This is a genomic window from Kribbella endophytica, from assembly GCF_054781295.1.
Genome location: NZ_BAAGUR010000008.1, coordinates 154526 through 177026, shown reverse-complemented (window position 1 = coordinate 177026; position 22501 = coordinate 154526). Strand labels below are relative to the sequence as shown.

Below are 22501 nucleotides of genomic sequence, written 5' to 3'. Positions count from 1 at the left end.
TCACCGCGCCAGCTCAGCCCGCGAGCTGACCCCGAGCTTCCGCAGCACCTTCGCGACATGCTGCTCGACCGTCCGCGGCGACAGAAACAGCACCTCGGCGATCTCCCGATTCGTGTGCCCGCTCCCGAGCAGCCTCGCGACCTCCTGCTCCCGCGGCGACAACTCGGTCCCATACCCCTTGCGCCCCCGCCGCGACGGCGCCGTCGCACCCCGGCTCCGCAATTCATGCCGGCACCGAGCACCGTCGTACGTCGCCCCCAACTGATCGAAGGAGTCCGCCACTACGGCAAGCTCCGCCAGACCAGCCGACTCATCGACCACCAGCTCACACCGCGCAGCCCGCTCAGCAACCAGCGCAGCGAAGTACGGCGCCAACAGCTCGGCGTACTGTCGCTGAGTCGCGCGATAGAGCGCGATCGCAGCCTCACGATCACCCGCAGCCTCGGCCAACTGCGCCCGCCCACACACCACGGCGATCCGGCTCAACGGCGCATCCAGCCCGTCCACCTCGAGATCCAACTCATCCAGCACCCGCCGCGCATCGTCACGCCGCCCGGCAGCAAGCAACGCGGCCATCGCAGCAGGCACGACCTCGCCCGCCCAAGCCCAGACCTGCTTGCGCCGCAACAGTTCCAGCCCACGCTCCGCCGATTCCAGCGCGGCAGGAAGCCGTCCGCGCGTCAGCTCCATCCACGTCTGCAACGCGAACCCACCCAACGCCACCGGCGCAATCGCGTCGGCAGGATTCGGCACCCCCGTCGCCGCCAGATGCTCCGCCGCCTCACTCCACTCACCCCGCGCCACCGCCAGCCCGGCGAGCGCGAGCGACACCTCACTCGTCACCGGAAACAGATCCCGGTACTCGTCGAGCAACTGCCCAGCCCGCTCGTCCAACCCGGCCCACTGCCCGGTGATCCAATCCACCCGGGCCTGCGTCGACCGCGCCGTACTGACCACGAACGGCGCACCGGAGTCCGTCGCGAACTGCATCCCACTGCGCAGCAGCTCGCCCGCCGTCGACAGATTCCCGATCGCCGCACACGCATCCGCCAGGTTGCAGTGCAGCCGAGCGAGCTGCCGCTGCTCGGCCGGCTCCTCGGTCGGCCGGTTGAGTACGGCGAACGCCTCCCAGACCCGCCCGTCACCGGTGTGCAGCCGCGAAGCCAACAGGTTGGCCTGCAGCGAAGTGGTGAGGACAGGATCGGTCGACGTGCGCAGGCCCTCTTCGGCACGCAGCGACCAGCGGCGAGTCTGTTCGAGGGACGCCGTACCGAGCCAAGGCTGCGCCAGGACGGCGACGCCCTTGGCCACGAGATCGGGACGCGCCCCGAGATCGGGGATCGCGCGTTCGATCTCGGCGCGGCCGGCCGCGACTCCGCCGTCCGCGCGGATCAGCAGCAGACCGGCGTACAGACGGACCTCACCGCGTACGGCGGGGGAGAGGCGGTGGTCGGTGAGCAGCCGGCGCAGCGTGTCCATCGGGTCGGTCTGATCGAGACCTGTGTACGCCGCCAGGCCGAGCTTGGCGGCGAGCCGGTCGACGGCAGCGCTGGGCAGATCCGGTTCGGCGAGCAGGCGCTGGAGCAGCCGGGTGGCGGTCGCGGTGTCGCCGATCTCGGTGCCGCGGTCGGCAGCCGACTCGGCGTACCGGCGCCAGTCCTCGGTCCGGCCGGCGAGGCGGCTGTGCTCGGCCAGCTGCAACTGCGGTTGGGGATCCGCGGCGGCGAGCAGATCCGCGATCCGCCGGTGCAGTCCCTGCCGGCGCGGACCCGGCAGGCTGTCGTACACGGCCTGTCGGCCAAGGGCATTCCGGTACGCATAACGCCCGTCCCCGGCCTCTCGCAGTACGCCGGCCGAGAGCGCCTCGGTGAGCGCTCTCTCGACGAGATCCGGCGACAGTTCGGTGATCCCGCCGAGCAGTTCGGTCGTGACCGGTACGCCGAGAACCGCGGTCGCGCAGCTGACCTCGCGGGCCTCCGGGGCGAGGCTCGACAACCGCTCGGTCATCGCGTCCCGCAGCAGCGCCGGCACCTCGACGTGATCGAGCAACCGCTGCGTCGTACGGCCGTCGATCGGCTGTGGCAGCGTCCGAACGGCCTCCTCCACGACGAACGGGATGCCCGCGGTCCGCTGGTAGAGCAGCGTGGCCAGGTCCGTGCCGATCGTCTCCGCACCGAGGATTGCGGCGGTCAGCGCCCGGACGCCGGCCACGTCGAGCGGCTCCAGCGCGACGACCGCGCTGGGCAGGCCGACCGGCGGCCTGTACGCCGTACCAAGTGGTGGTCCGGTGGTCAGATCCTCACGGCGGTAGGTGACCACGACCGACAGGTTGTCCGGCGGGTCGGTCATCAGGAAGCGCAGGAGCTGACGCGACCCGTCGTCGGCCCAGTGCAGGTCCTCGATCACCAGCAGCGCCGGGCCCGCCGACGCCAGTAGCTCTCGGATCGCCCGGAACACCTGGTGCCGCTGGGTCGCCGGATCACCTGCGGGCCGACGAGCCTCGGGGAAACGGTCGGCGAGCTCGGGCAGCAGCGGTCGGAGTACGGCGGTCAGTGGGGAGAACGCGCTCTCTGTGCTCTCCGGGAAGTTCCGCAACGCCTCGATCACCGCGCCGTACGGGAAGGGCTCGCGCAGTGGTTGGCAGTAGCCGATCAGCCGGTGCAGTCCGGCGGTCTCCGGCTGCTGCAGCAGTTCGCGGACCAGGCGGCTCTTGCCGATCCCGGCCTCGCCCTCGATCAGCGCGACCGACGCACCCCGCCCGACCGTGCCGGTGAGCAGGCGCAGCTCGGCCTCCCGGCCGACCAGCACCGGTGAACTCGTTCGGACCAACCGATCGATCGCGCGGGCCATGGGCAGCTCCCCGTCCAGGTGGAGGTGAGCCTAGACCCCCGCGGCGGCAGGGGAAACCGAGTGCGCGTGTCCAAAAGTCGCGTACCCCTACGTACTGCCGCCCGGATTGTTCGGCTGCGGGCCGCGGGCAACAGTGTCCGGACCGGTCGCCCGCCCCTCCCGTCCCCGCGACCGCGCTCCGGCGGCCGCCCGCCGCCGGGCGGAACGAACGGAGATGACATGACCGCCCATCTGTCTGTGCGTCACGGTGCCTTCGGCGCGATCGCGTGCGTGAGCCTGGCGCTGCTCGGCCCGCCCACCGCCGGCGCGGCCACCGTGCCCGAAAACCTGACCGCAAGCCCCGGGATCCGGAGCGCCGGAGCGCCCGGCACGATCCCGGGCCAGTACATCGTCGTCCTGAAGGACGGCGCCCGCAGTACGGCGTCGACCCTGGCGACCCGGTACGGCGGCCGGGTGAAGCTCACCTACACGACCGCGCTGCGGGGTTTCTCGGCCCAGCTGTCCGAGGCCGAGGCACTCCGCCTGGCCGCGGATCCCGAGGTCAAGTACGTCGAGCAGGACGGCATCGCCAAGGCCGTCGACACCCAGCGCAACCCGACCTGGGGCCTGGACCGGATCGACCAGGCCAAGCTGCCGCTCGACCAGGCCTACACGTACGCGACGAAGGCCTCGAACGTCACGGCGTACATCGTCGACACCGGCATCTACAAGACGCACTCCGACTTCGGCGGCCGCGCCACGGACGGGTACGACTTCATCGACAACGACGCGGTCGCCCAGGACTGCAACGGCCACGGCACGCACGTCGCCGGGACGGTCGGCAGTACGACGTACGGCGTCGCCAAGGGCGTGGCACTGGTCGGGGTCCGGGTGCTCAACTGCCAGGGCCAGGGCGAGTGGTCGCAGGTGATCGGCGGCATCGACTGGGTCGCGAAGAACGCGAAGAAGCCCGCGGTCGCGAACATGAGCCTCGGTGGTGAGGCGAACTCGTCGGTCGACGACGCGGTCAAGCGCGCGGTCGCGGCCGGAGTCACCTTCTCGGTTGCCGCGGGCAACGACAACGGCGCCAACGCCTGCAACACCACCCCGGCCCGTACGCCGGAAGCGATCACCGTCGGCTCGACCGACAACCAGGACAACCGGTCGAGCTTCTCCAACCTGGGCTCGTGCCTGGACCTGTTCGCACCCGGCTCGGGGATCACCTCGACCTGGAACAACGGCGGGACCAACTCGATCAGCGGTACGTCGATGGCCACGCCCCACGTCAGCGGCGCGGCCGCGCTCTACCTGGCCGGCAACCCGAGTGCGACCCCGGCCGCCGTCGCCTCGGCGCTGACCGGCAACGCGACCCCGAACGTAGTCAAGAACCCGGGCAGTGGCTCGCCCAACAAGCTGCTGAACACGACCTTCATCGGCGGCGGCGACCCCGAGCCGCCGACCTGCGCGGGCGGCGCCAGCACCGAGGACGCGGCGATCCCGGACGCCGGCGCGGCCGTCTCGACCGCGACCACGATCACCGGGTGCGACGGCAACGGCACGAGCGCGGCCAGCGTCAAGGTCGACATCAACCACACCTACACCGGTGACCTGCAGGTCGACCTGGTCGCGCCGTCTGGCGCCGTACTGAATCTGCGTCGTCCCGGCGGCGTCGGATCGGCCGACGGGCTGCACCAGACCTTCACCGTCAACACCGCGGGGGAGAAGCGCAACGGCACCTGGAAGCTGCAGGTCAAGGACGTCTACCGCTTCGACACCGGCACCCTCGACGGGTGGTCGCTCGACTTCCAGCCGACCGCGCTCAGCTACGAAGGCGACGTCGTACCGGCTCGGCGTGGACCGGGCGCGGCCTTCTACAACGGACAGAACGCGACGCTCAGTGAGTTCCCTGCAGTCATCGCCGGGCTGCGCGCCGGCGGAACGCGGCCGCAGGGCCAGACCTGCACGGGCTCCGTAATCGCGCCGCGCAAGATCCTGATCGCCGCGCACTGCGCCGACGCTGCCGGGGAGAAGAGCTTCCTGTACGGGCTCGACGACCTGAACGCCGGTGGCGGCACGCGAGTCGCTGTGGTCGACTACAAGAAGCACCCGAAGTACGTGAACTTCGACCAGGGGTACGACGTCGCGGTGGTCACCACGGCCGCTGATATCCCGGTCGCCGGCGGTCAGTACGCCCAGGTCGCGACCTCGGCCGACGCCGGGCTGGAGCGGCCGGGCGGTAACGGGCTCGGCTTCGGGTACGGCAAGAAGGACTTCGACGACACCAGCCGCGACGTGACGCTCGACAAGGCGACGTTGCCGGTGGTCGACGGGTCGCAGGTCTGCAACGGCGTCGGCGCCGGGTTCAAGCCCGCGACGATGGTCTGCGCGGGGTACGCCGACGGGCGCACCACGATCCTGCCGGGCGACAGCGGCGGGCCGTTGATTGTCCAGGGCAAGGTCATCGGGGTCGCGTCGTGGAGCCGGTCGGACTTCCGCTGGTACAGCGTCTACGGGCGGCTGACCAACGAGATGGGCGACTGGGTGAAGCAGCAGATCGGCGACGCGCCGCCGCAGGCCGACTTCCGGATCGCTGTCCAGCCGGCCGCGGTGAAGGTTGCTGCTGGCAAGTACATCTCCACCACGGTGACCAGTGCGGCGGGGCAGGGCGGCGCCGAGAACGTCAGCCTGACCGCGACCGGTCTGCCCTCGGGTGCTTCGGCGACCTTCCAGCCGGAGTCGATCAGCACCGGCGCGGCCGCCAAGTTCACGGTGGAAGCCGGTACGGCGGCCGCCGGCAACCACTCGGTCACGATCACCGGGACCAACGTCGTCGGGAAGACCTCGACGGCGACGCTCACCCTGACGATCGAGGGTGACCAGCCGCCGGCTGGCGACGTACAGGTCACTGCTACGCCGTCGAGTGGTTCGGTCGCTCGTGGTCAGCTGGCCCAGACCACGGTGAAGGCCTCCGGTGGGACCGGCAGTCTGACGCTGAGTGCCACGGGGGCTCCGGCCGGGACGCAGGTGTTCTTCAACCCGGCGACGATCGGGCAGAACGGGTCGAGCAACGTCTGGTTCTTCACGAACTTCCAGACGCCGGCCGGGTCCTACCCGATCACGCTCACCGCGCGGTCGGCGGACGGGAAGACGGGGACCACGCGGTACACGCTGACCGTCACCCGCTGAGGTGCCGGCGCCGGGTCACCCGTCTCAGGGGACCCGGCGTCAGGTCGCGCGGGACGCGTCGTACGGGCAAGCTTGGACTCGGAAATCCTTTTCCAACCCTGTGAAGAGAGGACCGACTGATGCTCGAGCCCGTCGTCGACAAAGGTCAGCTGACCGAGACCGACCGCTTCATCTTCGAGTCGTGGGGCTACTTCGTCATCCCCAACGTCCTGAGCAAGGAGGAGGCCGCGGAGGCCTACGACGTTTCGCAACGGCTGCACGGGAGCCGCGACCGCGAGTTCGGGCAGATCGGCCGGACCTACGAGAGCGAGCCGGCGCTCGAGCGGCTGATCGATCATCCTGACGTGCTTCCGAAGGTGCAGGGCCTGCTCGGCGATCGATTCGTGCTGCAGGCCGGCTGGAACACCATGCAACCCGCGGGCGCGGGCAACGGCGGCTGGCACCAGGACGGCTCGTCCGCCTTCGACTTCAAGGACCTCGGCTACCCGGTCCCGCTGATTCAGCTCCGGGTGTCGTACCTGCTGACCGACCAGACCGTGCCGGGCATGGGCAACATGGAACTGATCCCCGGCAGCCACCGCTCGCGGGTCCCTCTTCCCGATTCGATCCGGGAGAGCAAGGGCGACATCTCGATCGGGCACGTCATCTGTGCCGAGGCCGGATCCGCTCTGGTGTTCCACAACGGCGTGTGGCACCGAACCTTCCGCCACGACGGCGACTACGACCGCTTCACCACGCACTACGTCTACAGCCCGCCGTGGGTCCGAGCCGCCGACCGCTTCGGCAACGACCCCGAGTTCCTCGAGCGCACCACGCCCCTGCGGCGCGCCCTGATGGGCGAGTTCGCCCGCCCCGACGCCCCCTTCGGCGCCAACTACGAGCCCCTCCCGATCTGACCGACGCGTGCACCGGCCTCCACAACCGGACGCCGGTGCACCAACCCCACCGCCCCCGGCCCCCCCGTCCTTCAAGTACCGGCCACCGACTCCGTTCCCACTCCCTGTCGGGTTTCCGGTGGATGGCGGGTCAGCTCGCACACTCGATGCAGGTCATCGCCGTAGGCCGGGCCAGGAGCCGCTCGATCGCGACCGGGCGTCCGCAGTTCGCGCACACGCCGTACCCGCCGGCCTCCAACCGCTCCAACGCGCCGTCCAACTCCACGAGCCGCCGGCGGGCGTCCTCCAGGAACGTGCCCGTCTGCGACCGCTCGAACGCGATCGTCGAGCCCTCCGGATCGTGCTCGTCGTCGGTCGACACCAGCCGGGACGCCTCGACGATCACCTCGAGATCGCGGGTCAGCGCGCTCACGCGTTCCGCCGTACGGGCCCGCTCGGTCGTGAGCAGGTCGCGCAGGGCGTCGTCGGCGGGCGTCATCGGACCTCCTTCAGTACTGTGCGCCCATGATCACCTGTGTTGTCGACTACGTCATCGACCCGGCGAAGATCGCCCAGTTCGAGGAGTTCGCGCAGCGCTGGATCGAGCTGGTCAATCGCCACGGCGGAACCCATCACGGGTACTTCCTGCCGTCGGAAGGCTCGTCGGACAAGGCTCTGGCGCTCTTCAGCTTCCCGAGCCTTGCGGCGTACGAGGAGTACCGGAAGCTCTTCGGCGTCGATCCCGACTTCATCGCGGCCGACAAGATCCGCGACGAGTCCGGCTGCGTGCTGCGCTACGACCGGTCGTTCATGCGGCCGATGCTGCCCTAGACAGGCGGACGGGCCGCCGGCTGTGCGCCCGCGGCCCGTCCGAGAGGTGGCTCTGCTACTGGATGTCGTCGTCCTGACCGTCCAGCCCGTCGAGCTTGTCCTTGGCGAAGTCCGTGCCCTTGTCGATCTTGTCGCCGTGCTCGCCGCCGGTCTTCTCGTTGGCCATGTCACCGGCCTTGTCGAGTCCGTCGCTGACCTTGTCGCCGTGGTCGTCGACCGCGCCGGTGGCCTTGTCCTTGAGGTTGTCGAAAACGCCCATGTCGCCGGACTTCCTTCCTGGTTGTCGCGCCGGCCGGTTCATCGCCCCCTCCGCAGGGCAGCGAGACCGAACGCTGCTGTCAGGTCGTACGACGCTCTGGTGCCCATCCGAACCGTTGCCAAACGCAAGCGGGTGAACACGCTGGTCAGAGCGGAAACGCGTGCTTTTCCAGGGGTTGTGGGGGCCAGATAGTTGCCTGTTACATCAGGTTAAAAGGTGGACGCGACAACCTTCGCCGCTCCGGCGACCAGCCGGTCGTCGGACTCCGCCTCGGCCGCGCGCCGGTTGGAGAACACCGCGACCACGATCGGCGCCCGGCCCGGTGGCCAGATGACAGCGATGTCGTTGCGGCCGCCGTACGTCGACGCCGAACCCGTCTTGTCGCCGATCACCCAGCCCTTCGGGAAGCCGGCCCGGATCATCGTGTCGCCGGTCGTGTTCGCCTTCAGCCAGGCAGTCAGCTGCGCCCGCTCGGGGGCGGCCAGTAGGTCACCGAGCACGAAAGCCTGCAGATTCTTGGCGAAGGCGCGCGGCGTACTGGTGTCGGTGTTGCTCTTCGGGTCCCAGTCGCTCAGCTTCGGCTCGATGTTCTCCATCTGGGTCACGTTGTCACCGAGCTTCTGCAGTACGCCGTCGAGCGCCTTGGGGCCGCCGAGCTCGGCGAAGATGAGATTGGCGGCGGTGTTGTCGCTGTAGCGGATCGTCGCGTCGCAGAGCGCGGCCAGCGTCATCGCTGTGTGCTTCCCGGTGACGGGGGAGTTGGGGACCAGGTCGGCCTTCGAGTACTTGATCACCTTGGTCAGGCCGGCCAGCTTCTTCTGCCGGAGAAGGGCGCCGCAGGCAAGGGCTTTGAAGGTCGAGGCGTAGGCGAACCGGGCGTCGGCGTTGAACGCGAGCTCCCGACCGTTGCCGGTGTCAACGGCGTACACGCCGAGCCTGGCAGTGAACTGCTTCTCCAGTTGCTCGAACTGACCGACGTACGGCGTGAGTGTTGCTGTTGGTGCTGGTGTCGCCGTTGTGCTGACAGGTGCTGTGTTGGTGCTGTCGGCACCACACCCTGCGACAGACGCCACGATCAGCGCGCTCACCGCCGCGAGAATCCTCTGCTGCTGAATGGTCAACCTCCCGATCCGGCTCGTCCCCAGCGGCGAGCTGTCGTCCTACTCCACCCGCCCGCACCCATGCGGGTCCAATGCGCAAACGCTCGTCCTGATGCCGATTCGGCATAGCATGGCGCAGGTGGATCTGGTCGGAGCATGTCGCGCCTTCGTCAGCGTGAGCGAACGGGGAAGCTTCACCGTCGGCGCCGCCGCGCTGCGGATGTCCCAGTCGGTGGCATCCCGCCGCGTCGCCGCCCTCGAGGAACGGTACGGCGAACGACTCTTCGAGCGCACCGCCCGCCGAGCCGTCCTCACCCCGTTCGGCCGCGACCTGCTGCCCGCCGCCCGCCAACTCGTCCGCGCCGCCGACGTACTCGACCACGAAGCCGAAGTCGCCAAACGCCGCCCGTGGCGCCTCGCCGTACCGAGCTTCTGCGCGACCGCACCCCTGGCCCACCTGATCGCCGAGGCCCGCCGGCACGACGTCGTACTGGAGGTCCAAGTCGCGTCCGCCGCCGAGCGAGCCGACCTGCTCCAGTCCCAGCAAGTCCGAGCCGCGCTCGTCGCCGTACCGCCGGACGAAGCCCGCTGGTCAGTCCCGCTTGGCCTGGCCGGCGACCTGAACGTCACCCGCGTCTACATATCCACCCTCCGCCCACCCCGTACGACGCCGGCCCGCGGGCGTGCGACCGCCGCCGGGCGTGCGACGGTCGCCGGGCGTGCGACGGTCGCCGACCGGTCGCGGAGCAGCGCTGCGTCCATGCCGACCGCCCCGCCCCGAGGTGAGGGCGCGGCTCGCCGGATCTGGATCCAGCCCGAGGACGACGTACCGCACATCCGTGACCCGCTCACCCGCCTCCGCGACGCCGCCGGCCTCCGCCCCACGCAGGTCGCGATCGCCCCCGACCTGACCACCGCCGCAGCCGAGACCCTCTGCTCCGGCGACCTCCTGCTCTGTTCACCAGATCAGGCCGAAGACCTCGGCCTGACCTGGCGCCCCATCGGCGACCTCACCCTCACCCGCGGATTCGCCCTCACTGCCGCCCCCGCGGTCGACGTCGACTTCCTCCACACCGACCTGTCCGATGCCGTCGCCCGATGCCTCGGAGTACCCCGATGACGACCGAAAGCCTGCTCCGCGACCTCCGCCAGGACCTCGCCGACGGCGGCCTGGAAGCCAGCCTCCTGGTCCGCGACCTGCACACCGGCGACGAACTCGGCCTCGACCCCGACGTACAGATCCCGTCGGCCTCGCTCGTGAAGATCCCGCTGGCCCTAGCGACCCTCGAACGCATCCACCGCGGCGACCTCGACGGCACCCAAACCATCGAAGTCCCACCAGGTCAGCTCACCACCACCGGCCCGACCGGCCTGAGCCGGTTCCGCCACCCGTCCTGGATCGCGATCGACGACCTGGTCTACCTCAGCACATGCCTCAGCGACGGTACGGCGGCCGACGCGCTCTTCGCCCTCACCCCACCGTCGTACGTCGCCGACCTCCTCCACACCTGGGGCCTCGACGGCATCTCGATCCGCCACCCGATGAGCGACCTCACCAACACCCCCGCCGACCGCCTCGACGAGACCCACCTGGCCCACACCCTCGCAATAGATGCCGCCAGCAACATTCCCCAACTCGACCCCACCCGCGCCAGCTCCGGCACCGCCCGCGCCTACACCGACCTCCTACAAGCCCTCTGGACCCCGTCCGCCATCCCCGCCGAGATCGCAGCGACCGTCCGCACCCTGATGGCCCACAACCTCCACCGCCAACGCCTGACCCCCGACTTCTCCTCGGACGCCACCACCTGGTCCTCCAAAACCGGCACCCTCCTCAACCTCCGCCACGAAATCGGCGTAGCCGAACACACCGACGGCACCACGTACGCCGTAGCCGTCCTCACCCGCTCCACCATCCCCGCCGCCACCCAACCCGCCGCCGAGTCCCTGATGTCCACCGCCGCCCGAACCCTCCACGACCACCTCCGCCAACTCTGAAACCACCCCCAGCCATCGCCGGCGCCTCCCCATCCCACCCACCCCGCACCCTGCGAATCGTCCTCACCCCACCCGTCCCACCAGCCCCACCTCCCTCCCCACGACACCCCCAACCCCCCGATGTGAATTTCCCCCAGAACCTTTGCTACTGTTCTCCGGTCGGCGCCACTGAAAAGTGCGCGGACCACCCGTCCGGGTGGCGGAATAGGCAGACGCGCTAGCTTGAGGTGCTAGTGCCCTTTACGGGGCGTGGGGGTTCAAGTCCCCCCTCGGACACGCATGCTAACCACACGCGGGGTTGGGCTGATGGAGACTTCAGCCACCCGCGTGTTTTCGTTGTAGGAGACAGTCAGGCCCAGAGCGCCGTAGAGGTCGCTCAGATCGCCTCGATCCGCCTGGTCCAGGACCTCCCGCATCACCCCAAGCTGATCGATCATGGCCCGGATGTCGGCGCTGCTCAGTCTCTGCTCGGGTTGAAGCGCCTCGAGGCCGGCCAGAGCAGCTTTCTTCTCGGCGACCGCGGCGTTGTACTGACTCGTGAGGGCCTCGGGATCCCAGCCCGCCTCCAGGGCCCGCTGAAAGCGTTTCATCGACGCTTCCGCGGTCTCGATGCGCTGCCGGAACCGCCGCTCTGCCGCCGCAGCCGGATCTGACTCCTGGGTCCCGACCAGGTTCGCAACAGTCTCATCAAGATTCTCCGGATCGAACAGCTGGCCGATCCACTCGTTCACCTCGGGGACGAGCTGGTCCTCGCGGAGATACACGGTGGGCGGATGGTCCAGCGCTGCCTGCACGCCCGGTACCAGCGTTCGCGCTGCACACCGATAGAACATGGCGTGCTTACGCGGCGCGCTCTCCATCTTCCGGCCGCAGGACTCGTGGCTGAGCCGCCCTCGAAACAGTGACGACTCCTTCGGCGCTACCCGGGTCCTCGGCTGCGCCGCCCGAGACGCCATGTCGGAACCACGCCGCGCCCGCATCTCCAGCTGCACCCGCGTGAAGTCCTCCACCGACACGATGGGCGGGTGCGCAGGCTCGCGCGATCGCACGATGTTCGACTGCGCCGACCGCCGGAACCTCACAATGTGCCCCGCAGCGACATCCTCGGGATCAAGCAACTCCTCGACCTTCTGCCACCGCCCGTAAATCGCGAACCCGGTGTAACGAGGGTTCTCGAGGATCACCCTGACGGCCGAGTGCTGCCAGCCATCGGCTCGTCGGTGCCGGTTCTGCCGCGGCGTATGCGCTGACGGACAAAGCACACCGTCGCGGTTGAGGATCTCCGCGATGGCCTTGAACCCCAGACCCTCGAGGTAGAGATCGAAGATCCGCTCGACCACCGGCGCCGCGACCTCGTCGATCGCCAGCACCCGAAGCCGATACCCCTCCTGCGCCTTCCGCGGATTCGGATGCGGCCCCGCATCAACGACCACGTACCCGTACGGCGCCCGCCCGCCTTGATGCTTCCCGTCAATCAACACCTGGGCGGCCATAGCCGCCCGGGTCCGCCGCTGCACATGCTGTCGCTCGCTCTTCGACAACCCACCCGTGATCGTCATGGCCATGTCGTGCACCGTGTTCTCGGAGTCGAACCGACCCCCAAGACTCGGGATCCACAGCGACACCCCGTACCGATCGAACTTCGGCCAAGTCAGGCTGAACTGGTTCCCAAACCAGCACCGGGTCGCCTCACCCACCACCAGCCCGTCCCACCCACGCCGCGGGTTCTTCAATTCCGCCAGAATCCGGCTCGCCTGCGTCCGCCGCTCCCAGGGCAACGACCGAGACTCCCCGATATCGAAGAACTCCGCCTCGGCCAGGATCTCTCCACCCAGCGGCTCCACGAATCGCTGAGCCTCGCCGAGCTGCCATGCCTTGGACGTCCGCGGATCCTGATTGTCCTCAGTCGAGCATCGTCCGTAGAACGCCAGCCGCCCAATCCCCGCGCCGGCCGCCGGAGCCGCTGCAAGGGCCTCCAGCCCCAGCAACTCATCCAGCGTCGCCCACTGCTCGACGTCCACGTCGCTCAAGATCCACTTCCCTTTCGCCCGCTCCGCCGTCCGGACCGCTCATAACTTCCTACAACAATCCGGCACAACACACGAGCGGCCTGTGGATAAAGTACGGGCGGCCTGGCCGGCACACGCACTGACACAGGCGACTCTTCGCCGACAAGACCCAGCCGCTCCTCCGATCCCACGTCGAGTTCCATGACAACTCAACGTCCGGGCATCTGCTCCGTAGACGTTCGGAGGCGAGCAGACCGCTGAGAACCGGCTAGACAAGCCTCGACCCCAAAGCTGCGGCCAGAGATCGGCTCAGCGCAGCCAGAGGGGCGTTCGAGCGTCGCGCCGTACCAGCAAGCAGCAGGTCCAACGGGGAGTTGCCGAGACTCGAACCCCAAAAACCGCTGAATTTGCGTTCCGCGATTGTTGTCGCTGGCTGATGCTTGGTGAAATTGGCTGTGGCCTGCGCGTTTGCGAGGCGAGAAATGGCGGCGTTGATTGACAGTGCTCACCGTTAATCGTTGAGAGTGGTGCGCTGCGTTGGACATAGGTGAACTCTGTCCTGGAATAGATGTCTTGCTCAAGTCGGCTGTGGCTGAGAGTGACAGCTCACTTGCGACTACGGTGGGTAGTCAAACGTTGGTGGGTAGTGGCGAGTTGCGAAGTCGGATGGGGCCGGGAGTCACGCTCAGCCGGAGAGGCGGTGACCCTCCGCGGAGTTTGAGGTCCGCGCGGACTGTCCGTAGGGTGCGGGAGAGTTTGGGGATGCGAAGCGATGATCCGGCGCCGGCGCCGGTAGTGATCAATGGTCGGCCCCGGCCGCGCGTGCTCGTCCAAGGGTTCGGTGGGGATGTCGTCGACCGGCTGCGGGAGTTCCTGCCGACTGTTCGTGCCATCGACTACCTCGGGGACGTTCGGCAGGAGGAATGGGACGCCCTCGTCACGCGCTCGGGGATCGAGGCTGCGTCGCCGCACCTCTTCGTCCTGGTCCAGGCACCCGACAGTTCTACGCGATCGTCTTCGGGCAACTGGAACGTTGACCTCACCCAAGACGACTCCGCCACCAAGGGATGGTTTGTCCATGTCTCTTACCAGGACCGGCACATGGCCGAGGAACTGATGAGGCACAGAGACCTTCCGCAGCGGATTGAACGACTTTCACGCGACGTTCTCGAGCCGATCGCTCGGGACCGCGACTCGCACGGTCACTTCGTCGTCAACGAAAGTGGCATTGACTCACGGCGGCAGCCCTTCTTGTCGACCTCGGCCGGCGCAATGCTCGCCGGGCGGTACAGCCGGCACTCTGGGGCCGAGGTATGGCTACTGCCCAAGGAGCTCGAGGACATTGTGCCGTGGGTCCGTGCAGCGATCGCCGAGTGGAACGCGCTTGAGCCCAGCCGCTTCCCCGGACTCCCCGATTGGTCTCAGCAAAATGCATGGCTGACAAACAGCGAGCGGCGAATCAAGGCTGCTCTCGAGACACTCTCGGCAGAGCGGCTGCACATGGCCGCGTACTTCGAGGAGCGTGCCCGAGCGATCACGGCCGAGGCCGACAGTGTTCAAGCGGCGGCGGATCTGTACGATCGTGCTCTCCTCACCGCTGATTCCGACCACCTTGTCGAGGCAGTGATGGCGGCGCTTCGCGAGCTTGGCTTCTCGGTAGTCAACGCTGACGATCATGCTGCGCCGGGAGACAACCTCGAAGACCTCCACATCACCGATCCAGAGCGGCCCGGATGGCTAGCGATCGCGGAAGTCAAGGGATATACGAAGGGAGCTTCGACAGGCGCGTTCCAGCAGTTGGCACGATTCAGTAAGCGGTACCTCCAACGCACCGGTGCGAGTCCTGATGCGGAGTGGTACATCGCCAACCAGTTCCGTAGGCATGATCCATCGGTTCGACAACCGATCCTGCATGGGAAGGACGAGGACGTCCGAACGTTTGCCGATGACAACGGGTTGATCATCGACACGGTCGTTCTGTTCCAGATACTTGACCTGGTGCGAACCGGCGTGGTCACGGAGGTCAGCGCGAGGGATCACCTGCGAATGTCGCGAGGCGTGGTGGGCACACCGGGCAAGGCGCCGACTCAACAACCACGGGGAAGCAACTGAGTCGGACCATCGGCGAATTCAAGTGGCTCAGATCGCCTCGAAGTGTCGAGGTCGCGCGCTGGTCGTCGGCGAGGTCTTCGACGCCAAAGACCTGGACATCGCCATCATCGAGTTCGCGGTCGAGGCCGGAGCGGCAGTCACTCTGGTCGGTAATCCCTGGCAGACGTTGTATGTGTTCCGCGATGGCCGGCCTGAGGTCGTTCCGTTGTTGCTCGACCGGCAGGAGTTCCGGCGGCTCTCATTGACCGAGTCGTTTCGCTGGCGTGACCCGGGGCAGAGTCAGTTGGCGGATACCCTACGTGCCGGGCAGTCCGCGACGCTGCCGGTGCTGAACCACGCCGCCGGACCCTGGGAGCCGACGTGGTCCTGCCCTCCTATTGGCAGCCGCTGTGGGAACTCGGTGCGGAGGAGCTCCCGCTGGCGTTCCAGAGTTTCGAGGGGCACGAAGAAGCGGCCGCGACGCTGCTGCTGAACCAGGTCGCCAGGAACATCTTCAGTCTGGACGCGACCCACCTGAACGATGCACTGACCGCATTCGCCATCAGCGACCGTGATTTCCTGCGGCAGATCGAAACCCGACTTGCAGGCGATCACGGATCTGCTTCACGAAGGTGGAAAGAGTGGAGTTGGCGCCGGGCTAGATACGACTGTGTGAACTGATTGAAGCGATGTCACCTCGGCGCCTTACGAAAGCCGCACCACAGCCACACCGGGCGCCTGGCTCAGATCCGAGAGCACCTGTCCTTTGCCGGTCGCCCCGTGCCTGGTCTCACAACTCACGAGGCTAAAGGTGCGAAACGGGACGCGGTGGGAATCAAGCTCTCGGACGACGATCGCGATCGGTTGATCCATGGCCTGAGTGTGCTCAGGGCCTTGGGTGAGTACTCCTGAGCGCCTCAGCATTCGGCAGCGGTGAAGGTCTGGCCTGTTCGGGTCGGGCGGTGCAGCGGGGCGTATGGCGCCGACGAGCGACCACGGACCTCCCGACCAGCGGCCGGGTGGTGTTGGTCCAGCAGACGACGTACACCACCCCAGCACGGTTACCGGTTCGTTTGGTATCCGCCTCGACCGTCGCCGCTGACCGCGCCGGGATCCACACCTGTTCAGACCACAATCCAGTTCCAGTTCGGTTACAGTGAGTCATGCCTGCAGGCGAGGAACCGGTCAGCGCTCAATGGGTGCGACCTCCGGAGTTGGTTGGTAGCGACGGTTTGATTCGCATCGGGGCAAGCTATGCCCGAGGTGAGACCGTGGGTTGTCCTGCCGGGGACAGCGTGAAGATCCGGCCGAAGCTGCGACTGCGGCACTGGGTCGAGTCGTCGAAGACGTCGCTGACGACATTCACGCTCGATCCGGTGATGAAGGCCTTGGATCGGATCGAGTTCGACGGTGTCAGTGACGCGGTCGCGCTCGCCGAGATCGCCGCCGACCGAGTCCACCCGGGCCTTGTGACCTTCGCTCGGCACGCGACTAGCTCGTATCGCGCATCCTGCGACGCTCGGCAACGGGGACTCGTTCCTGCCCGCGACCTCTGGGTGGTCCAGCGGCAGGCGAAGGCTGTCTGGGAGTTGTATGCCTGGGGACGCCGATATTGGTCGATTGACGGGGACCGCCGCGAGTTTCGTTTTCTCCGCACAGGTACGTCGGCTGTCGCAAGGGCCGAGTCGCAAGTGGCGATCGCCGCGTTCGCGACCGCATTCGGCGACCCGGCCCCGTGGCCCAGACCATGGTCGAGTTCGTTCGAGACCACCTCAGCGCCCGCACCGACCAAGGTCAGAGTGACTCAGATCGACCTGGCGACCGGCAGGCTCGAGGTGCTCTTCGACGGCACGCCGGCGGAGGCGTCGGAGCTGTTCGAACTACGCGGTCGTAGCGAGGTGACGCGTCTGTCCCGCGGTGTAGAGACCCATGCGGGAAGTTGGTGCAGCGGCTGCAAGCGGCAGAGCTTCTGCGACGCCTTGCCGGCGGTTCCAGCGCTGCTCGGGATGACAGCGCACGGAAATCCCGAGCGGAGTGTTTCGGCCAGCAACCTGCGATACCACCGAGCATGTCCCGCCCAAAGTCACCTTCGAGACCTGGGGTTGCCCAAGACCTGGGAGTACGACCCGAGTTCGACGCTTGGGCAGGCGGTGCACGCGTGGCTCGACGAGCGGCATCGGCGCGGTCTTCCGTGTGATGCGGCCGATACACCGCCGGAGGCGGACTGGTCAGCCGGCGGCTGGTCGGTCGAGGGCGACCAAGCAGCGTCTGGTCGGCGTATGATCGAACACCACCGCGCGCTCTGTGCGTTTCAGTCCTCTGAGATGGCCGAGCAAGCGCGAGTGGAGCCGACGCTTGTCGTCCACGATCCGCAGGCGCGCGCCGTGGTTGTGGCCAAGCCCGATCTGCTCTACCGCGACGGCGAAGCGTGGGTGTGGCGCGAGGTGAAGACCACTATGCGTCCGCAGCACTTCGCGACCGATCCTATCGAGATGCCGCAGCTCGCGCTGGCGGTGGTCATCTTGTCCAGCGGTGCGCTCGGCGGTGAGTTCGAGGGAGCGCGGGTGGAGCTCGAGATCCTGCACCCGGACGGTTCAGACATTCAACTGATCGACGCGGCAGATCCGGATCAGATCACCCGGGCGCGAGATGCTCTGCGGTCCTATGTCGAGCCGTGGTACCACGACGAGGTGTTCCCGGCCCGCCCGGGCAGAAACTGTCGGTGGTGCCCTGTATCCAGGTGGTGTCCGAGTTTCCCGGGCGACAGCGCGTTGCAGATCGGCAGGACAGCACATGACGACGACACAGGAACCGGCAGCTGAGTTCTTCACGGGGGAGCGACTGCTGCGGTTGGTCGCCTCGGCCATCACCAGGTTGGCTTCAGCCCGGCAGCCGGCGACGCCGGTCTACGAACCGACCGTGCTGACGGCGTACAACCACCTCGTGCTGCGCTGTCTCAAGGATGGTGTCGCGCCGCCGAGCAGCGTGCCGGACATGACGGCCTGGGCAGCCAAACTGCCGCTGGTGCGTTGGCCTCTCGAACTGCCTGTTGGCTTCGCGCCGCAGGACGAGTTCCTGGTCGACGCGGCGACCGGTAGTCCCACCCAGCAGTGTCTTGAATGGGCTGTCTCGGCTCCCGATCCGGCGGCTGAGCTGTTCGAGAACGTTTTGATGCACGAAGCGATCAGTGCCTGCCGGATCAGTCAGTCTCCGGAGTCGTACACGGCGTTCCGGGCGTTGTTGGTCGCCCGCCCTGTGCTGACGGGTGCCGATCTCATCGAACTCAATCGGGAGATCGACCTGCAGCCAGTTCTCGAGCTGATCCAGAGAGTCTACGAGCCGGTGACGGCGACCTACCTGCGCGACGGCCAGGCTGCGACCTGCGCGCGCTGTGGCTGCTTGCTGATTTCGATCTCCCGGGACAGGTATCGGTGCGAGCTTGATCGCTGTCATCGGGTTGGCGCGGGCACGGTTGGCAAGGTGTTGAGCGCCGCGTCCGCCGGCGGACTGCGTCAGCTCAGCCGGCCGTTGCGAATGTTCATCACTGGTCCAGGGCTGGCCGAAGGCGACTTGGACGCCGAGCTGCAGAAGCGAAATTTGAAGGCCGAGATGTGGCCGAACTTCGACGCCTACGATCTGCGGATCACCCTGCCGTCCGGGAAGATCTGGGCAGTTGACGTCAAGGACCGCTCGAACCCGGTGCTGCTGGGTCGTGGGGCGAAACAATTGCGGCCTGATCCGCCGTACCACCGGGCCTTTCTGGTGGTGCCGCAGTACCGATTCGACGAACAGGAAAGCTACGGGCGCGTCTTCAAACGAAACCTGGCACCCGACCTGGCCACGAGACTCGAGTTGCTGACGGACACCGAGCTCCTTCGCCGAGTCGACCGCGAACTGTCGTCGATCCCGGCAAGCTCCGGCGCTGGAGCGAGCGATGCGTAGCCGGAGCGATTGGCACCAGGAGATTCTGTCGCAACTGTCGGACGGTTGGCCGGACGACGTTACCGTTCGACCGGGCGATCTGCTCGACGTCGAACTCGGACTTCGACTACTGGAGAGAGTCACTCCGACGTGGACGGCGATCGACGCCTGGACGCTGCTCGGTGGATATCCGTACAGCGACGTCCTCGCGGAAACCGGTGCCGAGCAGCGACTGATGGTCCGCCGGGCGCGGCACTATCTGTGGGACCTGCGCCGGCGCTATGAGTGGCGGCGGTTGCTCTCGATGTACATCGAGGTGCCTCGGCACCTGCGCGCCTATGACTTCGGTGAAGTGGACGAGACGCCTGTGCGGCGAGACCCAAGTCGTGCCGCGGGGCGCTTCGATGTGTACGACCGCCTGCTGACGTCGTCGCCGACGTTTGTGCGGAGTGCGTTGCCGCGAGCGGAGGCGGGGCAGTTCCAGTTCGTTGCCCGGGAGCGCCACTACGCGGTGACGATCCCGGCTGAGCTCGTTCCGGATGCACCGAACCGTGGACACGATCTCGCCGCGATGCCTGCCGCACTGGGCGCTGCGATTGAGGTCAGCTGGGAGGAACTCGAAGCAGCTGCGCGCTCCATGGACGCGTTGGAACAAACCGACGGAGAACGTCCGAACAGGTGGACCGAACGACTGCAGCGGGTCGAACTGCTGATGCGCGACGACGCCGCGGGCCGCTTCAGCCGGTCCGATGTGCTTCGGGTGGACGGTCTGCTGAATCTCGTCGGGATGGTCGGCGCGGGAAAGTCCACGGTGCGTGACATCCTGGCGTTCTGGGCGGCTACGCGAAGTGGCCGGCACATCACGATCGTCGTCGGTGACGTCGCCGAAACGCTGGCGATCGTGCATCAGTTCGAGCGTCTGGGGCTTTCGGCGGCTCCGATCCTCGGGCAGTCGACCCGGGAGCGGCACATCGAGCGGTTGCACCGACGGGTAGCCGGAACCGGTGCGAACTCCATGCTCCAGCACTGGCATCCCGGTTTCACGTTCCTGAGCAGCGCCTGTCCTCTCGACGCTCTCCGAGGGTTCGAGGCGCCGCATCCGCTCGCGATCGGTGAGGCTCCTTGCGGTTCGCTGATCCCAGTGGAGCCAGCAGAGGACTTCGGGCACTCGCTGGCGAGTTCTGGAAGCCCCGACGGTTCGCGCCGTAGGCCAGGCAGAGCACCCCGTCGTCACAGTTGCCCGCTGTGGTCGTCCTGCCCGCGTCATCACGGTGCTCGGTCTCTGGTTGATGCCCAGATCTGGGTCACCACGTCGGCCGGGCTGGTTCACAGCGCAGTACCCCGGCAGTTGCAGGACGAGAACCTTCGCTACCTCGAGCTTGTTTGCCGGCGCAGCGACCTGGTGATAGTCGACGAGGCGGATCGGGTACAGATCCAGCTGGACGCCGCGTTCGCGCCCTCGCTCACGCTGATCGGACGATCGCCAAACTCCTGGCTCGACCAGGTCGCCAGCCACGCGGTGAGCGAACTGGCCAGGCGCGGGAGGATTCAGCTGTCAGCTCGCGAGGTCGACGACTGGACCGGCGCGGTGAACACGGTCACCGCGGCAGCCAATCGTCTGTACGCACTGCTGATCAACGACAGTGGACTTCGCGGTTGGATCACCGAGGAGTACTTCAGCGCGCACACTCTGCACCAGTGGTTGATCAACGCGTGGTTTCCGGAGGACCACTCACGCGACGATCATGATCAGGTCGACCCCGAGCGGCTGGAGGCGATGCGCCGGGTCGGCGAGATCCTGGACCAGTTCCGGAACGAGCCGCTCGAGATGCGGGCTGCCGACTCCGGCGACGAGCTCGCTCCAGAGGTGAACCAGCTCGTGGCGCTTGCGCTCGAGTTGCTGCACGCGCCCCGCGGTTCGTCCATCCGCGACCGCCTCCAGAGCGTTCTTCTCGACCTCGTCGAGTTGGACGAGGACATCGAGGCCCACACCACCAGGTTCGAGTTCACCCTGATACTCGCCGCCCTGCACCACCGACTGAACTTCATGACCACGCTGTGGCCACGAGTCGAAGCCGCGCTCAATCTCGAGTCCGCCTCGAACGTCCTGTCACGGCGACCGCCACGGGACTACGAACCGATGATCCCGGAGTCGCCGATGGGCAACGTGCTCGGCTTCCAGTTCCGGCCGGGGGAACGGGAGCGGGACGGCGATCAGAGTGGCGAGCTGAGCTTCTTTCGATGCGGTGGGGTCGGGCGCGAATTGTTGATGGAGCTGCACAACCTTCCGGCGGTCGACGATCGACCAGGGCCCAACGTGCTCCTCATGTCCGCCACCAGCTGGGCGGGCACCTCGAGTCGTTACCACCTGCACGCACCCGTTGGTGCCGTGCTACGCCCGCATCAACGGGAGGTCGATGCCGTTCTGGGGACCGAATTCCGCAAGGAGTTCCTGCACTGGCCGGACAGCCACGAACCGCTTCGCCTGTCCGGGGCGCCTCCGGAACAGCGAGGAAAGGTGCTCACCGCGATGCTGCGTCAGCTGGCGGAGCCGGATCGCAGTCTCACCGGTGCCACTTCGATGCTCGAGGACGAGCTGGCGGCGATCACGGATCCCGACCGCCGCCGTGTTCTCCTTTTAGTCGGCAGCTACCAGGAGGCCGAGCAAGCAACTACCTACCTGCGCAGTCTTCCGGAGTGGAAGGACCGTGTCGTCCAACTGATCTCAGACGACGCGGACTTGGACACGTTGTGGACGCTGCGCCGGGGCGACGTCGCGGCGTTCGGCCGGACCGGCGGTGAGATTTTGGTCGCGCCGTTGCTGGCTGTCGAGCGCGGGCACAACATCGTGCTGCCCGACGGTCGAGCGGCGATCGGTACGGCGTACTTCCTGGCCCGGCCACATCCGCGTCCGGACGACATCTCCCTCGCGGTCAACGCCATCAACGACTGGGCGGTGCGTCAGATCCGTGACGAGACCGGAGAGTTCCGGCGCGCCGTTCGGTCGGCAGGATCCGCGGATGCCGCGGCGAGATCCTTCCGGGCCAAGGCAGCAAAACTGTGGAACAGATATCTGACCCGACAGTTGATTTGGAGTCATCTGCCGGAGGAGGAGAAGAACGCCTTCACTTGGGACCAGCTCGTGGTGATCTGGCAGGTGATCGGCCGACTGGTCCGTGGGGGAGTGCCGGCGCGAGTTGTCTTCGTCGACGCCGCGTTCTCTCCTCGCGAGGCCGGCTTTCGATCGCTGGACACTCCTGACACGAGTCTTCTCGTCAGCATGCGTGAGTTGCTCGCGCCGTACTTCGACGAGCAGTCGTCCAGGCCCGCGCTCGACAAGTCCTTGGTCGAAGCGTTGTACGAACCCTTGTATCGAGCACTCGTAGAGATGAACTGAGGAAG

General features: G+C 67.3%; 15 protein-coding genes and 1 tRNA gene. 11 read left to right on the top strand and 5 right to left on the bottom strand.

Going from position 1 to position 22501, the window contains the following annotated elements:
* The gene (locus tag ACYVIO_RS42120; RefSeq protein ID WP_460656635.1) at positions 1-2850 is read right to left on the bottom strand and encodes a helix-turn-helix transcriptional regulator; all 2850 of its coding nucleotides are present in this window, start codon (positions 2848-2850) and stop codon (positions 1-3) included.
* Between the two features lie 219 nt (positions 2851-3069).
* Between ACYVIO_RS42120 and ACYVIO_RS42115 the strand changes: the two genes are divergently transcribed.
* Positions 3070-6015, top strand: a complete 2946-nt coding sequence (locus ACYVIO_RS42115; protein ID WP_460656634.1) for a S8 family serine peptidase — start codon at positions 3070-3072, stop codon at positions 6013-6015.
* Positions 6016-6134: 119 nt separating this feature from the next.
* Positions 6135-6911: a phytanoyl-CoA dioxygenase family protein gene (locus tag ACYVIO_RS42110; RefSeq protein ID WP_460656633.1), complete on the top strand. Its 777-nt coding sequence runs from the start codon at positions 6135-6137 to the stop codon at positions 6909-6911.
* A gap of 130 nt (positions 6912-7041) precedes the next feature.
* Here the strand turns inward: ACYVIO_RS42110 and ACYVIO_RS42105 are convergent, their stop codons facing one another.
* Positions 7042-7389 (bottom strand): TraR/DksA family transcriptional regulator, encoded by a 348-nt coding sequence (locus ACYVIO_RS42105; RefSeq protein WP_460656632.1) that lies wholly within the window; start codon positions 7387-7389, stop codon positions 7042-7044.
* 26 nt (positions 7390-7415) lie between these two features.
* Between ACYVIO_RS42105 and ACYVIO_RS42100 the strand changes: the two genes are divergently transcribed.
* Positions 7416-7721 (top strand): NIPSNAP family protein, encoded by a 306-nt coding sequence (locus ACYVIO_RS42100; protein WP_460656631.1) that lies wholly within the window; start codon positions 7416-7418, stop codon positions 7719-7721.
* A gap of 55 nt (positions 7722-7776) precedes the next feature.
* Here the strand turns inward: ACYVIO_RS42100 and ACYVIO_RS42095 are convergent, their stop codons facing one another.
* Together ACYVIO_RS42095 and bla are read right to left on the bottom strand one after the other, a co-directional pair.
* The gene (locus ACYVIO_RS42095; protein ID WP_363668939.1) at positions 7777-7980 is read right to left on the bottom strand and encodes an antitoxin; all 204 of its coding nucleotides are present in this window, start codon (positions 7978-7980) and stop codon (positions 7777-7779) included.
* A gap of 209 nt (positions 7981-8189) precedes the next feature.
* On the bottom strand, positions 8190-9110 hold the full coding sequence (bla, locus tag ACYVIO_RS42090; RefSeq protein ID WP_460656655.1) for a class A beta-lactamase: 921 nt from the start codon (positions 9108-9110) through the stop codon (positions 8190-8192).
* An 82-nt stretch (positions 9111-9192) separates the two neighbouring features.
* Between bla and ACYVIO_RS42085 the strand changes: the two genes are divergently transcribed.
* The 3 genes from ACYVIO_RS42085 to ACYVIO_RS42075 all read left to right on the top strand — a co-directional run bounded on the left by ACYVIO_RS42085 (position 9193) and on the right by ACYVIO_RS42075 (position 11354).
* Positions 9193-10200 carry a LysR family transcriptional regulator gene (locus ACYVIO_RS42085; RefSeq protein ID WP_460656630.1) on the top strand — a complete coding sequence of 336 codons (1008 nt, stop codon included), beginning with the start codon at positions 9193-9195 and terminating at the stop codon, positions 10198-10200.
* The gene (locus ACYVIO_RS42080; protein WP_460656629.1) at positions 10197-11078 is read left to right on the top strand and encodes a serine hydrolase; all 882 of its coding nucleotides are present in this window, start codon (positions 10197-10199) and stop codon (positions 11076-11078) included. The genes ACYVIO_RS42085 and ACYVIO_RS42080 overlap by 4 nt, the downstream gene beginning before the upstream one ends.
* Before the next feature lie 190 nt (positions 11079-11268).
* Positions 11269-11354: transfer RNA gene (locus ACYVIO_RS42075), tRNA-Leu, on the top strand.
* On the opposite strand, the gene ACYVIO_RS42070 is transcribed toward ACYVIO_RS42075, so the two are convergent.
* Positions 11336-13099 (bottom strand): recombinase family protein, encoded by a 1764-nt coding sequence (locus ACYVIO_RS42070; protein WP_460656654.1) that lies wholly within the window; start codon positions 13097-13099, stop codon positions 11336-11338. The genes ACYVIO_RS42075 and ACYVIO_RS42070 overlap by 19 nt on opposite strands.
* Positions 13100-13849: 750 nt before the next feature.
* On the opposite strand from ACYVIO_RS42070, the gene ACYVIO_RS42065 reads away from it, so the two are divergent.
* The 5 genes from ACYVIO_RS42065 (at position 13850) to ACYVIO_RS42045 (ending at position 22496) form a co-directional block, all read left to right on the top strand.
* Positions 13850-15199 (top strand): hypothetical protein, encoded by a 1350-nt coding sequence (locus tag ACYVIO_RS42065; protein WP_460656628.1) that lies wholly within the window; start codon positions 13850-13852, stop codon positions 15197-15199.
* Between the two features lie 360 nt (positions 15200-15559).
* Positions 15560-15859 carry a hypothetical protein gene (locus ACYVIO_RS42060; RefSeq protein WP_460656627.1) on the top strand — a complete coding sequence of 100 codons (300 nt, stop codon included), beginning with the start codon at positions 15560-15562 and terminating at the stop codon, positions 15857-15859.
* Positions 15860-16473: 614 nt separating this feature from the next.
* A complete protein-coding gene (locus ACYVIO_RS42055; protein WP_460656626.1) occupies positions 16474-18000 on the top strand; it encodes a PD-(D/E)XK nuclease family protein in 1527 nt (508 codons plus the stop codon).
* Positions 17972-19120, top strand: coding sequence for a pPIWI_RE_Y domain-containing protein (locus tag ACYVIO_RS42050; protein WP_460656625.1), 1149 nt, complete (start codon positions 17972-17974; stop codon positions 19118-19120). Before ACYVIO_RS42055 ends, ACYVIO_RS42050 begins: the two co-directional genes overlap by 29 nt.
* Positions 19113-22496 carry a pPIWI_RE_Z domain-containing protein gene (locus ACYVIO_RS42045; RefSeq protein WP_460656624.1) on the top strand — a complete coding sequence of 1128 codons (3384 nt, stop codon included), beginning with the start codon at positions 19113-19115 and terminating at the stop codon, positions 22494-22496. The genes ACYVIO_RS42050 and ACYVIO_RS42045 overlap by 8 nt, the downstream gene beginning before the upstream one ends.
* The last annotated feature ends 5 nt before the right edge of the window (positions 22497-22501 follow it).